The organism is Caulobacter sp. LARHSG274 (genome assembly GCF_052871235.1).
Genome location: NZ_JBIXJO010000001.1, coordinates 786,716 through 799,068 on the forward strand (window position 1 = coordinate 786,716; position 12,353 = coordinate 799,068).

A 12,353-nucleotide genomic window follows, 5' to 3' on the forward strand; every position below is an offset into this window, starting at 1 on the left:
GCGTCCGTCCGCCCGGTTCTTGCGCCTTGACGCTATCCGGAGACCCGCTCGGCCCGCGCCCGCAGGATGGCCCGCTCCAGGGCCCGGGCGAAATCCACCCGCTCGGGCGGGCTGAGCGCCCGGCCGAGGGTCAGGCGCTTGCGCGACATCATCAACCGCACCCGGGTCTCGTGCTCGCCCGGCTGCTCGACCCCGACCCGGGTGAAGGCGGTCGGCGAGGTCCAGACCAGGCGCGCACCCTTGTCGTCCTCGCGACTGACGGTCACCGCCTCGGCCGTGACCCGCACGTGCTCGGACCGTTCGGCCGCCCGGAAGCTGGCGCGCAGGGCCAGGCCCAGGGCCAGGACGTCCAGCCCCAGGAACGGCAGCACCGGCGGCGCGCCCAGGGCCAGCAGGAAGATCGCGATCATCAGGTTGAAGGCGATCATCACGCCCATCAGCACATAGAGCCCCTGCCGGTTCATCGACCGGTTCGGCTTGATCACGGCGTCCATGTACAGCGGCGCGGCCATGACGGTGATTTACCCCCGGTCCGGCCGCTTGGCGAGGCGCGCGCATCACGCCATGGTCGCCGCATGGCCAAGCCCGCCCTCTCCAAGTCCGTCGCCCCGAAGTCCGTCGCCAAGAAACGTCCCGCCGCCCGCCGCCCCTCGCCGGCCGAGCGCGAGCGGGTCGAGATCCTGTTCTCGCGGTTCGAGAGCCTGGAGGACCACCCCAAGACCGAGCTGAACTATTCCAACCCCTACACCCTGGTGACGGCGGTCGCCCTGTCGGCCCAAGCCACCGACGTCCAGGTCAACAAGGCCACCGGTCCGCTGTTCCAGGTCGCCGACAGTCCGGCCAAGATGCTTGAGCTGGGGGAAGAGGGCCTGATCCCCTATATCGCCTCGATCGGCCTCTATCGCACCAAGGCCAAGAACGTCATCGCCGCGGCCCGCATCCTGGTCGAGCGCCACGGCGGAGAGGTGCCGCTGAACCGCGCCGCGCTGGAGAACCTGCCCGGCGTCGGCCGCAAGACCGCCAGCGTCGTGCTCAACGAACTCGACATCGAGCCGGCGATCGCCGTCGACACCCATGTGTTCCGCGTCTCGCACCGGCTGAAGCTGTCGGCCGGCAAGACGCCCGACGCCGTCGAGCAGGACCTGATGCGCATCGTGCCCGACCGCTACAAGACCCGCGCCCACCACTGGCTGATCCTGCATGGCCGCTATGTCTGCGTGGCCCGACGGCCCAAATGCGAGATCTGCCGCATCGCCGACCTCTGCCCGTCGCGGGAGCTGTTCGTCGGCGGCTGACGCCGTCTACAGCGCCCGGACCACCGCCTGGGCGAAGGCCGCGCCGCCGTCATGGGCGTGGTCGAGGAACAGGTGGGGTTCGATCGCCTCCAGCTCCATCAGCTGCGGCGTGCCGTCGAGGCCGCGGATCAGGTCGACGCGGGCATAGGTCAGGGGCGTCCCCGCCGCGTTCAGCACCATTTCGGCCGCGTGCAGGGCCTCCGGCTCGGGGGCGACGCCGCTGACCTGGCCGCCGAACTGCGGCTGGACCCGGAAATCGCCGGGCAGGGCCACCTTGGTCACCGCATGGCTGAACACCCCGTCGAAATAGAACAGCGACAGCTCGCCCTCCTCGCCGACCGCCGACAGGAACGGCTGGATCAGCGCCGGACCGGCGGGACAGCCGTCCAGTCCGTCGCCGCGGCCAAGCTTGACCGTGTCCTGCGACCCGCCGGAGATCTGCGGCTTGGCGACCAGCACCTCGACCCCGAAGAGGTCGCGGGCCCGCTCCAGGTCGTCCAGGGTCAACCGGTCGGAGACCCGGGTCGGCACCACCGGCGCGCCCTGGCCCGCCAGCTCGGCCAGATAGGTCTTGGTGGTGTTCCAGCGCAGCACCGCGGCCGGATTGGCCAGCCGGGCTCCGGCCGCCTCCAGGGCGTCGAGCCGGGCGAACCATTCGTCCGACCGCAGGTGATAGCCCCAGCTCAGCAAGGGCAGGATGATGCGGGCCCGGCTCGGATCGGCGTCCACCCAGCTGGCGGGGCTGACCTCCAGACCCCGGGCGCGCAGCGGCGCCGCGAGGTTCTCGAACAGCGGCGACCAGCTGTCGGCGAAGCTGGGTTCATCGGGCGCGGGGGTCAGGATCAGGACGTCGGTCATGGCCTGCCGGTAGAACGCCCCGGCGCGTCCGGCAAGGCTCGCGTTGCCTTGGCCGCCTCGATCCGCTACTTCGCGCGCGTCGCTTCTCTCGGAAAAGATCTTTCATGACCGCCCTCTACGACGTCGCCGCCATCGGCAACGCCATTGTCGACGTCATCGCCCAGTGCGACGAAGCCTTCCTGGAGCGCGAGGGCCTGGTGAAGGGCTCTATGGCCCTGATCGATCTGGAACGGGCGAGCACCCTCTACGACCGCATGGCCGCCGGCCTTGAGGCCTCGGGCGGTTCGGCGGGCAATACGGTGGCCGGCGTCGCCAGCTTCGGCGGCAAGGCCGCCTTCATCGGCAAGGTCGCCGACGACCAGCTGGGCCGGGTGTTCACCCACGACATGCGGGCCATCGGCGCCACCTTCAACACCCCGCCCCTGACGGAAGGCCCGGCCACGGCCCAGAGCCTGATCAACGTCACCGCCGACGCCCAGCGCACCATGTCGACCTATCTGGGCGCCTGCGTGGAACTGACCGCCGACGACGTCGATCCGGCGATCATCGAGGCCGCCCAGTACGTCTATCTCGAAGGCTACCTGTTCGATCCGCTGGAAGCCCGCCGCGCCTTCGCCAAGGCCGCGGCCCTGACCCACGGCGCCGGCCGCAAGATCGCCATCACCCTGTCCGACAGCTTCGTCGTCGAGCGCCACCGCGACGCCCTGCTGGGCTTCATCGAGACCCAGTGCGACATCGTCTTCGCCAACGCCTCGGAAGTCCGCGCCCTGTTCCAGACCACCGACTTCGACGCCGCCGTCCAGGCGCTGGCGGGCAAGGTCGAGATCGCCGCCGTCACCCGCAGCGAACATGGCTCGGTGGTGGCCTCGAACGGGCAATTGCACGAGATTTCAGCCTTCCCCGTCGAAAAAGTCGTGGACACCACCGGCGCGGGCGACCAATACGCGGCGGGTTTCCTCTACGGCCTGGCCCAGGGCCGCCCCCTGCCCGTCTGCGGACAGCTGGGGTCCCTGGCGGCCGCCGAGGTGATCGCGCACTATGGTCCGCGCCCGCAGGTCAACCTGCGGGATCTCGCGGCCCAGAACGGCCTCTAAGGTCAAAGGACTGTAGACCAAGCCATGGCCCGCACCGCTGAAGTGGTCCGCGAGACGAAGGAGACGCAGATCCGCGTCTGGATCGATCTCGACGGGACCGGCGTCTCGACGATCTCGACCGGCATCGGGTTCTACGACCACATGCTCGAGAGCTTCGCACGCCACGGCGGCTTCGACCTGAAGATCGAGACCAAGGGCGACCTGCATATCGACATGCACCACACGGTCGAGGACACCGGCATCGTGCTGGGCCAGGCGATCCACAAGGCGCTGGACGGCTTCAAGGGCGTGCGGCGGTTCGGCCACGCCTATATCCCGATGGACGAGACCCTGACGCGCTGCGCCATCGACCTGTCCAACCGGCCCTACCTGATCTGGAAGGTCGATTTCAAGCGGCCCAAGGTCGGCGAGATGGACACCGAGCTCTTCAAGGAGTTCCACCACGCCTTCGCGATGAACTGCGGGGCCTGCGTCCACCTGGAGACCCTGTACGGCGACAACACCCACCACGTCGCCGAAAGCGGCTTCAAGGCCCTGGCCCGGGCGTTGCGTCAGGCGGTCGAGATCGACCCCAAGACCGGCGGCCATGCCCCCTCCACCAAGGGCGTGCTGTAGGGAATTTGATTTCATGCAGACCGTCGCCCTGATCGATTACGGGTCGGGCAACCTGCGCTCGGCCGAGAAGGCCCTGCGCGAGGCGGCCCGCCGCCACGGGATCGACGCTGACATCGTTGTCACCGCCGAGCCCTCGATCGTGGCCGCCGCCGACCGCGTGGTGCTGCCCGGGGTCGGGGCCTTCGCCTCCTGCCGCGCCGGCCTGGACGCCTCGGGCGTCTACGAGGCCATGAACGCGGCCGTGCACGGCAAGGGCGCGCCGTTCCTGGGCATCTGCGTCGGCCATCAATTGCTGGCGAGCGAAGGCCTGGAGTTCGGCGTCACGCCGGGCCTGGACTGGATCGGCGGCCAGGTGAAGAAGCTGGAACCGAACGACCCGGCCCTGACCATTCCGCACATGGGCTGGAACGCGATCGCCTTCGCCCGCGACCACGCCCTGTTCAAGGGCGTCGAAGACGGCGCCCACATGTACTTCGCCAACTCCTTCGCCCTGACGCCTTCCGACCCGGAAGACATCCTGGCGACCACCGACCACGGCGGCCCTTTCACCGCGGCGGTGGCCAAGGGCAATGTGGCCGGCGTACAGTTCCACCCTGAAAAATCCCAAGCCGCAGGCCTCGCCCTGCTCGCCAACTTCCTGGAATGGCGCCCATGATCCTCTATCCCGCCATCGACCTGAAGGACGGCCACTGCGTGCGCCTGCTGCACGGCGACATGGACAAGGCCACGGTGTTCAACACCTCGCCGGCCGACCAGGCCGAGCGCTTCGTCAAGGACGGCTTCACCTGGCTGCACGTCGTCGACCTGAACGGCGCCATCCAGGGCAAGTCGGTCAACACCGCCGCCGTGCAGTCGATCCTGGAATCGGTCTCGATCCCCGTGCAGCTGGGCGGCGGCATCCGCACCCTGGAGGGCGTCGAGGCCTGGATCGAGGCCGGCGTCAGCCGCGTGATCCTCGGCACCGTCGCCGTCCATGATCCCGACCTGGTCCGCAAGGCCGCCAAGCTGTGGCCCGAACAGATCGCCGTGGCCGTCGACGTGCGCGACGGCAAGGTGGCGGTCGACGGCTGGACCGGCCTGTCGGACCTGGACGCCATCACCCTGGGCAAGCGCTTCGAGGATGTCGGCGTCGCCGCCCTGATCGTCACCGACATCAACCGCGACGGCGCCCTGACCGGCGTCAATGTCGAAGGCGTGGGCGAGCTGGCCGATGCGGTGTCGATCCCGGTCATCGCCTCGGGCGGCGTGGCTTCGGTGGCCGACATCGAACGGCTGAAGGCCCGCAAGGGCGTCGAGATCGCCGGGGCCATCCTCGGCCGCTCGCTCTATGCCGGCACCATCCGCCCGGCCGAAGCCCTGACCATAGCGGCCGCCTGATGCTGAAGACCCGGATCATTCCCTGTCTCGACGTCAAGGACGGCCGGGTGGTCAAGGGCGTCAACTTCGTGGCCCTGCGCGACGCCGGCGATCCGGTCGAGCAAGCCCGCGCCTATGACGCCGCCGGGGCCGACGAGCTGATGTTCCTGGACATCACCGCCTCCAGCGAAAAGCGCGGCCTGCTGCTCGACGTCATCGCCCGCACCGCCGAGGTCTGTTTCATGCCGGTCTCGGTCGGCGGCGGCGTCCGCGAGGTGGCCGACATGCGCCGGCTGCTGCTGGCCGGGGCCGACAAGGTCTCGGTCAACACCGCCGCCGTGGAGAACCCGGCCCTGGTCGCGGCGGGGGCAGACGCCTTCGGGGCCCAGTGCGTGGTCGTGGCCATCGACGCCAAGGCCCGCCCCGACGGCTCGGGTTGGAACGTCTGGACCTATGGCGGCCGCAAGGACACCGGCCTGGACGTGGTCGAATGGGCCGCCAAGGTCGTCGAGCGCGGGGCCGGCGAGATCCTGCTGACCTCGATGGACCGCGACGGCGCCAAGATCGGCTACGACATCCCGCTGCTGCAGGCCGTGACCGGCGCGGTGACCGTGCCGGTGATCGCCTCGGGCGGGGCCGGCAAGACCGAGCACCTGGTCGAGGCCGCCCGCGACGGCCGCGCCGCCGCGGTGCTGGCCGCCTCGATCTTCCACTTCGGCGAGATCAGCGTCGGCGAGGCCAAGCGGGCCATGGCCGCGGCCGGCATCCCCGTGCGCCTCGACGACCTGAAGGGGGCCGCATGAGCCGGCTGTTCGCGGTTCTGGGGCGCCTGGCGGCGACTATCGAGGCCCGCAAGGGCGCCGACCCTGCCGCCTCCTACACCGCCAGGCTGCTGGCCGACCCCGCCCTGGCCGCCAAGAAGCTGGGCGAGGAAGCCGTCGAGACGGTGATCGCCGCCGTCGCGCAGGGTCCCGACGCCCTGGCCTCGGAAAGCGCCGACCTGCTCTACCACTGGCTGGTGCTGCTGGCCGCCTCGGACGTCTCACTGGACGCCGTCGCCGACAAGCTGGCGGCGCGGGAGGGCGTGTCGGGCCTGGCTGAAAAGGCGTCGCGGAAGGACTGACCGGCATGTGGTTGAAGATCGCTCGCCGCCTTCCGCTCAGCGCCTGGATCGTCTCGATCCTCTACATGCTGGCCATGACCCTGCTTCCACCGGACGACCAGTCCGAGCGGTTTCAAACCTTGTGGTTTTGGACTGCGATTCCGCTGTTTTGGATTTGGACATTTGCGGTCTGGGGCCTTCGACGCCGCAAGACGGGGCCCGACGAAACCGCGGATTGAAGGTCCTAGCTCAGCAGCTTGCTGAGAAAATCCGAGTGCAGGCTCCAGCCCAGGAAGCCAGCCAGGCCCATGACGGTCCCAAGCGCCCCGAAGGCCCAGGAGCCCCACAGCGCGGCCGGAACCTCGACCAGCGCCGCCACCGCGGCGATCGACACCGCGATCGAGATCAGGGCGTCCGAGGCGTCGAACTGGTCGTCATGGACATTGAGCGCGTCATATTGCGCCTGGAAGCCCTCGGCCCGCGCCTTCAGGGCCGGGATCTCGGCCCGGTACTTGGCGGTCTCGGCGTCCAGCCGGGCCGCCTCGGGCGCGACGGCCGCCGCCATGCGCTCGCCGCCGGACAGGGCCAGAAACCGCGCCTGGGCCCGCGCCGTCTCGTCGATGTGCAGCTTGGTCTTGGTCGCCTGGTATTCGCTCCAGGCGTCGACGCCGCTCGACTGGGCCTGCTGCATGGCCTGGACGATGTTGCCGTCCTTGACGCCGCACAGGCCCATGAAGATCGACAGCGCCACCACCGTGATCGCCACCCGGCGATTGAAGCGCTTGTCCTTGGCCTCGGCCCCGATCTCGATGTCCATGGCTCGCTCCGCAACCCGGCCAAGCTTGGCGCCGCATCGTGGCGAGGTCTGGGCGGTCTAGATCTTCGGCGGCCGCCGCTTGAGGGCGACATAGAGCGCACCGTCGCCGCCGTGGCGCTTATCGGCCGGCGACACCCCCGCGACGATGTCGCGCAGGGCCGGACCGGCCAGCCATTCGGGCGTGCGCGTGCGCAGCACCCCCATGCCGACCTTGCCCTTGCCGGTGATCACCAGGGCGGCGCGATGGCCGTCCTCCCAAGCGCGGCGCAGGAAGGCCTCCAGCATCGGCCGGGCCCGGTCTTGGTCCAGGCCGTGCAGGTCCAGGCGGGCGGCGAGCGGGGTATGCTCGCGAACGATCTTGCGCTTGCGGTTGGGCTCGATGCCCTCCAGCGGACCGGCCGGCCGCTGGGCGTGGGCCGGCTTGATCGACTTGGGATCGACCAGCAGCGGGGCCATCGGCTGCAGGGTCGTGGGCTGGACCAGCGACTTCTCGGCCTTCGCCGTCCAGCCCGCCGCCTTGCGGGTCGGCTTGGCCTTCACCGTGGCGGTGACCATGCCCCACAGGCGCATCTCGTCCTGGCGCGGGGGGCGTTTCACGGCGTCAGGACCGGGGGCGCGGCGTCAGGCGGTAGAGGCGCAGGGCGTGGCGCACGCGGCCGGCCTCGACCCCGGCCGCCGGGCCGGTTCCGACATAGAGATCGGCCCGCGCCGCGCCCTTGATCGCCCCGCCGACGTCCAAGGCCACGGCCAGGCGGCGATAGGTCGGGAAGGCGCCGGCCAGCTTGGGGGCGTCGGCGTCCAGCCAGAACAGCTCGCCCAGGGCGTGCTGGCCAGGATCGACGGCGATGGCCCGGCCGGCCGGCAGCGGGATCCCCGCCGCGCCGACCGCCTGCTTGCCGTCGTCCGGCAGGGTCTGGAAGAACACGTAGCGCGGGTTCAGCCGCATGACGGCGTCCGCCTCGGGCCCGCGGTGGGCCGCCAGCCAGGCGCGGATCGCCTCGCCCGAGGTGTTGTCGTCGGGCAGCAGGCCCTTGTCGCGCATGGCGTTGGCGACGCCCACGAACGGCCGGCCGTTGTGGCCGGCGAAGGCGGCGCGCACCCGGCGGCCGTCCGGCAGGGTCAGGATGCCCGAACCCTGGATCTGCAGGAAGAACAGGTCCTCGGGCCGCATCCAGGCCAGGGGCCGGATTTCCGGCGAGGCCTCGATGGCGGCGCGATCGGGATAGGGAACGAATTGGCCGTCTTCGACCCGCCCGGCGATCTTCTTGCCCGCCAGGCTGGGATCGAAGGCGCCGAGGTCGAGCATCACCAGGTCGGCGGGCTTGCCGCGCAGGGGGGCGCTGAACTCGGCCGAGCGCGACATCCGCGCCTCGTATTCGGGGGCGAAATAGGCGGTCAGCAGGCCCGGGCCGGCGACCGGCTCCGGCTGGAAATTGGCCTCGAAGAAGCGGCGAGCCCCGGTCTCGTCGGCGGCGGTCTCGGCGCGGGCCCGGCGACAGGCCTCGGCCATGGCGGGTTCCTTGGCGACGCCGCAACCCTGACGGAAGGCGGCCAGGGCGGCCAGATGGTCTTCCTGCGGCCAGCCGGGCAGGTCGCCGAACGACAGCGAACCGGACGGACCTTGCGAGGCGGGCGGGGCCTGGGCCGACGGGCCGACGGCGGCTGGGCCGGCCGGCTTGAGCGGCGCGGTCGTACAGCCTGCCAACGCCAGAACGGCGAAGGCGGCGACCAGGATCCCTCGCATCCCGAAAGGACGCGGCATCAGGCCTCCGCGACGTCGACGCGGACCAGGGTCCAGTTCGGGTTGCGGCTCTTGAGGTCCCGCTCGAAGGTCCACAGGTCGGCGGTGCGGCGATCGTCCACCGCCTCGCCCTCGGCGGACGTGGAACGGGTGCGAACCTCGGCCAGGATGCGGATCACCGCCTTGGCGGTGTCGCCGCTGACGGTGATCGAATCCAGGTCGGTGCGCGGGGGGGTCAGGAATTCCGCCTTCTCGGTGCGGCCCTCGGCCTCGCGGGCGGCGATGGCGGTCTCGAAATTGGCCATCACGTCGGGCGACAGCAGCGGCCTGAGCGTCTCGCGATCACCCGCGGCGAAGGCCTTGACGATGACTTCATAGGCCTGGCGGGCGCCGACGAGGAACCGGCCGACGTCGAAATCGGCCTGGCGGGCGCGCAGGGCGGCCAGGCCGCTCAGCGCGTCGCCGACGACCTCCGGGGCCTTCAGGTCACGGGGCGGCGCATTGGCCGGGGCCGGCACGGGGCCGTCCTCCGGCTGCCGCCCGACCCGGCGGCCGAGGGTGGCGTAGAGCTGGTAGAGGATGACCGCGGCCAGGACCGCGAGGATAATCCATTCGAACACGATAATTTCCGCTCGTTCAGTCCCGGCGGGCGGCCGGGGCGACGTATCATGCCTATATAGGCGAGCCGGCCGGTCTAGGCGAGAAGAGGCTCGCCTGGGAGGCGGCCGGCGTTGCGCGCCCGCCGCTCGCGTGTTAGCAGCCCCGCTCTCTCCTAGCGGCCAATTTCGACGCCGAATACGGATTTATCGCCCATGACCGACTCGACCGCCGCACCGCCCGTCTCGCAGGACGAGATCGCGGCCACGGAAACCGGCATCCGCATCATCGCCCAGTTCGTGCGCGACTTCTCGTTCGAGAGCCCGCATGCGCCCGATTCCCTGCGCAGCGGCGCCGCGGCGCCCGCCATCGACATGGGCGTGGAAATGAACGCCCGCGGCCGCACCGACGGCCTGTTCGAGGTCGACCTGAAGCTGTCGGCCCGCGCCACCCGCGACGAACAGCCGGTGTTCCACGTCGAGGTGCTGTACGGCGGCCTGTTCCACATCGCCGGCGTGCCGGAAAGCGAACTGGAGGCGGTGCTGCTCATCGAGTGCCCGCGCTTCCTGTTCCCCTACGCCCGCCGCCTGATCTCCGACGTCACCACCGAAGGCGGCTTCCCGCCCTTCCTGATCGACCCCATCGACTTCGCCGGCGTCTATGCGGCCCGCAAGGCCCAGGCCGAAGGCCAACCGGTCGGCAACGCCTGATCCCTGGCGTCGCGCTGAATTGAAAAGCCCCGGTCGCGAACAGCGGCCGGGGCTTTTTTTGCGTCTTTCCCTCCCCTTTATGGGGAGGGACAATGGAACCTAAGGCTGCAGCCGGTAGCCGCCCATCTCGGTGATCAGGATCCGGGCGATGGTCGGGTCCGGCTCGATCTTCTGGCGCAGGCGATAGACGTGAGTTTCCAGCGTGTGGGTGGTCACCCCGGCGTTGTAGCCCCAGACCTCGGTCAGCAGCTCCTCGCGCGACACCGGCTTGGAGCCGGCGCGGTAGAGGTATTTGAGGATGTTGGTTTCCTTCTCGGTCAGCCGGACCTTCTTCTGCTTCTCGTCGATCAGCAGCTTGGCCGAGGGGCGGAACTCGTACGGACCGATGCGGAACAGCGCGTCCTCGGACGCCTCGTAGCTGCGCAGCTGGGCGCGGATTCGAGCCAGCAGCACGCCGAAGCGGAAGGGCTTGGTGACATAGTCGTTGGCCCCGGACTCCAGGCCCAGGATGGTGTCGGAATCGCTGGCCGCGGCGGTCAGCATGATCACCGGAGCGGTGACGCCGTTCTTGCGCATCAGCCGGCAGGCCTCGCGGCCGTCCATGTCGGGCAGGTCGACGTCCAGCAGGACCAGGTCGGGCTTGATCTCGCGGGCCATGCGCACGCCTTCGCCGGCGGTGGCGGCCTCGGCGACGGCGAACTCCTCGTGCAGGGCGAGCTGCTCGGCCAGAGCCCCGCGCAGATCATCGTCGTCATCGACCAGGAGTAGGGTTTTGCGTTGCGCCATAGGGCTGAACATGCACCGCTGCGGCCCCCGGCGCCAAGGCGCTTCTGGAGAACCGGTTTGACGATCTTTCGCGCCCATGCCGACGGCCAGATCGCCTGGGACGGACGGGTCGCACGCTGCGCCCTGGGCAAGGCGGGCGTGATCGCCGCCGCCGACAAGCGGGAGGGCGACCACAAAAGCCCCCTGGGCCTGTGGCCGATCCGCGAGGTGCTCTACCGCCCCGACGTCTATCCGCAGGGCCCGGCCACCGCCCTGCCCGCCCGGCCGATCGCCCCCGACGACGGCTGGTGCGACGCCCCCGACGACCCCGCCTACAACCGGCCCGTCAAGCTGCCCTATCCCGCCAGCGCCGAGCGGATGTGGCGCGACGACTCCGTCTACGATCTGGTGGTGGTGCTGGGCCACAACGACGATCCGCCGGTCCCAGGCCTGGGCTCGGCGATCTTCCTGCACCTGGCGCGCGAGAACTATCCGGGCACCGAGGGCTGCGTGGCCCTGGCGCGGGCGGATGTCGAAGCGCTGCTGGCCGTCGCGCAGCCAGGCGACGCGGTGGAAATCACGCGCTAGCCGATGATGATTTCACCCCGTCTCCCCGGCGAAGGCCGGGGCCCAGGTTCAGCCGTCGTGCTGACCGCTTGTCCGAAATACACAGCCCTATGATCTGGGCCCCGGCCTTCGGGGAGACGGGATAAGGTGGGCGTTTCTATCTGGCCCGATCCTGCGCTAGCTCGCTAGGTTCGCGCGCCGAACAGCGCCGAGCCCACCCGCACCGAGGTCGCCCCGCAGGCGATGGCGGTCTCGAAGTCGTCGCTCATGCCCATCGACAGCTTGTCCAGCCCATTCCGGGCCGCGATCTGGCCCAGCAGCCGGAAATGCGGCGCGGGATCGGCCTCGGCCGGCGGGATGCACATCAGGCCTTCCATGGGCAGGTCCAGGGCCCGGCAGCGGGCGATGAAGGCGTCGGCTTGACCGGGGATCACCCCGGCCTTCTGCGGCTCCTCGCCGGTATTGACCTGGACGAACAGTCGCGGGGCCCGGCCCTGGACCTGGATCTCGCCGGCCAGGACCTGGGCCAGCTTCTCGCGGTCAAGGCTTTCGATGACGTCGAAGAAGGAAACCGCCTCGCGGGCCTTGTTGCTCTGCAGCGGCCCGATCAGCCGCAGTTCGATCTCGTCGCGCCGGTCGCGCCAGCGGCCCATGGCCTCCTGGACGCGATTTTCGCCGAACACCCGCTGGCCCGCGGCCAGAATGGGGGCGATATGGTCCCAGGGCTGCAGTTTGGACACCGCCACCAGGGTGACCGCGTCGGCGGGCCGGCCGGCGGCGATGGCGGCGGCCCGGATGCGCGACTGGATCGAGGCGAGGACGGACATGGGATCTTC

Annotated in this window: 18 protein-coding genes; 10 read left to right on the forward strand and 8 right to left on the reverse strand. The window is 70.1% G+C overall.

Annotated features, from left to right (window positions below; translation table 11 throughout):
* Nucleotides 1-32: 32 nt before the first annotated feature.
* Nucleotides 33-512 carry a DUF2244 domain-containing protein gene (locus tag ACIPQB_RS03660; RefSeq protein WP_446483837.1) on the reverse strand — a complete coding sequence of 160 codons (480 nt, stop codon included), beginning with the start codon at nt 510-512 and terminating at the stop codon, nt 33-35.
* Between the two features lie 63 nt (nt 513-575).
* Between ACIPQB_RS03660 and nth the strand changes: the two genes are divergently transcribed.
* Complete coding sequence (nth, locus tag ACIPQB_RS03665) at nt 576-1,295, forward strand: endonuclease III (RefSeq protein WP_446483838.1); 720 nt, start codon at nt 576-578, stop codon at nt 1,293-1,295.
* Nucleotides 1,296-1,301: 6 nt separating this feature from the next.
* On the opposite strand, the gene ACIPQB_RS03670 is transcribed toward nth, so the two are convergent.
* A complete protein-coding gene (locus ACIPQB_RS03670) occupies nt 1,302-2,153 on the reverse strand; it encodes an ATP-grasp domain-containing protein (protein ID WP_446483839.1) in 852 nt (283 codons plus the stop codon).
* Nucleotides 2,154-2,257: 104 nt separating this feature from the next.
* On the opposite strand from ACIPQB_RS03670, the gene ACIPQB_RS03675 reads away from it, so the two are divergent.
* Genes ACIPQB_RS03675 through ACIPQB_RS03705 form a run of 7 tightly spaced genes read left to right on the forward strand, consistent with a single transcriptional unit; the run spans nt 2,258 to nt 6,559 of the window.
* On the forward strand, nt 2,258-3,247 hold the full coding sequence (locus ACIPQB_RS03675; RefSeq protein WP_446483840.1) for an adenosine kinase: 990 nt from the start codon (nt 2,258-2,260) through the stop codon (nt 3,245-3,247).
* Between the two features lie 24 nt (nt 3,248-3,271).
* Complete coding sequence (gene hisB, locus ACIPQB_RS03680) at nt 3,272-3,862, forward strand: imidazoleglycerol-phosphate dehydratase HisB (protein WP_446483841.1); 591 nt, start codon at nt 3,272-3,274, stop codon at nt 3,860-3,862.
* Nucleotides 3,863-3,875: 13 nt separating this feature from the next.
* Nucleotides 3,876-4,517 (forward strand): imidazole glycerol phosphate synthase subunit HisH, encoded by a 642-nt coding sequence (hisH, locus tag ACIPQB_RS03685; RefSeq protein ID WP_446483842.1) that lies wholly within the window; start codon nt 3,876-3,878, stop codon nt 4,515-4,517.
* Nucleotides 4,505-5,239 carry a 1-(5-phosphoribosyl)-5-[(5-phosphoribosylamino)methylideneamino]imidazole-4-carboxamide isomerase gene (hisA, locus tag ACIPQB_RS03690; protein WP_446483843.1) on the forward strand — a complete coding sequence of 245 codons (735 nt, stop codon included), beginning with the start codon at nt 4,505-4,507 and terminating at the stop codon, nt 5,237-5,239. Before hisH ends, hisA begins: the two co-directional genes overlap by 13 nt.
* A complete protein-coding gene (gene hisF / locus ACIPQB_RS03695) occupies nt 5,239-6,021 on the forward strand; it encodes an imidazole glycerol phosphate synthase subunit HisF (protein WP_446483844.1) in 783 nt (260 codons plus the stop codon). Before hisA ends, hisF begins: the two co-directional genes overlap by 1 nt.
* Nucleotides 6,018-6,341 (forward strand): phosphoribosyl-ATP diphosphatase, encoded by a 324-nt coding sequence (locus tag ACIPQB_RS03700; protein ID WP_446483845.1) that lies wholly within the window; start codon nt 6,018-6,020, stop codon nt 6,339-6,341. Before hisF ends, ACIPQB_RS03700 begins: the two co-directional genes overlap by 4 nt.
* Nucleotides 6,342-6,346: 5 nt before the next feature.
* Complete coding sequence (locus ACIPQB_RS03705) at nt 6,347-6,559, forward strand: hypothetical protein (protein ID WP_446483846.1); 213 nt, start codon at nt 6,347-6,349, stop codon at nt 6,557-6,559.
* A gap of 5 nt (nt 6,560-6,564) precedes the next feature.
* On the opposite strand, the gene ACIPQB_RS03710 is transcribed toward ACIPQB_RS03705, so the two are convergent.
* The 4 genes from ACIPQB_RS03710 to timA are packed head-to-tail and all read right to left on the reverse strand — an operon-like array spanning nt 6,565 to nt 9,498.
* The gene (locus tag ACIPQB_RS03710; RefSeq protein ID WP_446483847.1) at nt 6,565-7,137 is read right to left on the reverse strand and encodes a DUF4337 domain-containing protein; all 573 of its coding nucleotides are present in this window, start codon (nt 7,135-7,137) and stop codon (nt 6,565-6,567) included.
* A gap of 57 nt (nt 7,138-7,194) precedes the next feature.
* Nucleotides 7,195-7,734 (reverse strand): Smr/MutS family protein, encoded by a 540-nt coding sequence (locus tag ACIPQB_RS03715; protein ID WP_446483848.1) that lies wholly within the window; start codon nt 7,732-7,734, stop codon nt 7,195-7,197.
* Between the two features lie 4 nt (nt 7,735-7,738).
* On the reverse strand, nt 7,739-8,881 hold the full coding sequence (gene mltA / locus ACIPQB_RS03720; protein WP_446483980.1) for a murein transglycosylase A: 1,143 nt from the start codon (nt 8,879-8,881) through the stop codon (nt 7,739-7,741).
* 17 nt (nt 8,882-8,898) lie between these two features.
* A complete protein-coding gene (gene timA / locus ACIPQB_RS03725; RefSeq protein WP_446483849.1) occupies nt 8,899-9,498 on the reverse strand; it encodes a TIM44-related membrane protein TimA in 600 nt (199 codons plus the stop codon).
* A gap of 192 nt (nt 9,499-9,690) precedes the next feature.
* On the opposite strand from timA, the gene secB reads away from it, so the two are divergent.
* Nucleotides 9,691-10,185 (forward strand): protein-export chaperone SecB, encoded by a 495-nt coding sequence (gene secB / locus ACIPQB_RS03730; RefSeq protein WP_446483850.1) that lies wholly within the window; start codon nt 9,691-9,693, stop codon nt 10,183-10,185.
* Between the two features lie 99 nt (nt 10,186-10,284).
* Here the strand turns inward: secB and ACIPQB_RS03735 are convergent, their stop codons facing one another.
* Entirely contained in the window at nt 10,285-10,971 is a 687-nt protein-coding gene (locus ACIPQB_RS03735; protein ID WP_446483851.1) for a response regulator transcription factor, read from the reverse strand.
* A gap of 57 nt (nt 10,972-11,028) precedes the next feature.
* Between ACIPQB_RS03735 and ACIPQB_RS03740 the strand changes: the two genes are divergently transcribed.
* Nucleotides 11,029-11,538: a L,D-transpeptidase family protein gene (locus ACIPQB_RS03740; RefSeq protein WP_446483852.1), complete on the forward strand. Its 510-nt coding sequence runs from the start codon at nt 11,029-11,031 to the stop codon at nt 11,536-11,538.
* Between the two features lie 164 nt (nt 11,539-11,702).
* Here the strand turns inward: ACIPQB_RS03740 and ACIPQB_RS03745 are convergent, their stop codons facing one another.
* The gene (locus ACIPQB_RS03745) at nt 11,703-12,344 is read right to left on the reverse strand and encodes a YggS family pyridoxal phosphate-dependent enzyme (protein ID WP_446483853.1); all 642 of its coding nucleotides are present in this window, start codon (nt 12,342-12,344) and stop codon (nt 11,703-11,705) included.
* Between the last annotated feature and the right edge of the window lie 9 nt (nt 12,345-12,353).

What these genes read in the sequence shown, in the direction of transcription:
- ACIPQB_RS03660 (WP_446483837.1), bottom strand. Translation starts at nt 512, where the DNA reads ATGGCCGCGCCGCTGTACATGGACGCCGTGATCAAGCCGAACCGGTCG.
- nth (WP_446483838.1), top strand. Translation starts at nt 576, where the DNA reads ATGGCCAAGCCCGCCCTCTCCAAGTCCGTCGCCCCGAAGTCCGTCGCC.
- ACIPQB_RS03670 (WP_446483839.1), bottom strand. Translation starts at nt 2,153, where the DNA reads ATGACCGACGTCCTGATCCTGACCCCCGCGCCCGATGAACCCAGCTTC.
- ACIPQB_RS03675 (WP_446483840.1), top strand. Translation starts at nt 2,258, where the DNA reads ATGACCGCCCTCTACGACGTCGCCGCCATCGGCAACGCCATTGTCGAC.
- hisB (WP_446483841.1), top strand. Translation starts at nt 3,272, where the DNA reads ATGGCCCGCACCGCTGAAGTGGTCCGCGAGACGAAGGAGACGCAGATC.
- hisH (WP_446483842.1), top strand. Translation starts at nt 3,876, where the DNA reads ATGCAGACCGTCGCCCTGATCGATTACGGGTCGGGCAACCTGCGCTCG.
- hisA (WP_446483843.1), top strand. Translation starts at nt 4,505, where the DNA reads ATGGCGCCCATGATCCTCTATCCCGCCATCGACCTGAAGGACGGCCAC.
- hisF (WP_446483844.1), top strand. Translation starts at nt 5,239, where the DNA reads ATGCTGAAGACCCGGATCATTCCCTGTCTCGACGTCAAGGACGGCCGG.
- ACIPQB_RS03700 (WP_446483845.1), top strand. Translation starts at nt 6,018, where the DNA reads ATGAGCCGGCTGTTCGCGGTTCTGGGGCGCCTGGCGGCGACTATCGAG.
- ACIPQB_RS03705 (WP_446483846.1), top strand. Translation starts at nt 6,347, where the DNA reads ATGTGGTTGAAGATCGCTCGCCGCCTTCCGCTCAGCGCCTGGATCGTC.
- ACIPQB_RS03710 (WP_446483847.1), bottom strand. Translation starts at nt 7,137, where the DNA reads ATGGACATCGAGATCGGGGCCGAGGCCAAGGACAAGCGCTTCAATCGC.
- mltA (WP_446483980.1), bottom strand. Translation starts at nt 8,881, where the DNA reads ATGCGAGGGATCCTGGTCGCCGCCTTCGCCGTTCTGGCGTTGGCAGGC.
- secB (WP_446483850.1), top strand. Translation starts at nt 9,691, where the DNA reads ATGACCGACTCGACCGCCGCACCGCCCGTCTCGCAGGACGAGATCGCG.
- ACIPQB_RS03735 (WP_446483851.1), bottom strand. Translation starts at nt 10,971, where the DNA reads ATGGCGCAACGCAAAACCCTACTCCTGGTCGATGACGACGATGATCTG.
- ACIPQB_RS03745 (WP_446483853.1), bottom strand. Translation starts at nt 12,344, where the DNA reads ATGTCCGTCCTCGCCTCGATCCAGTCGCGCATCCGGGCCGCCGCCATC.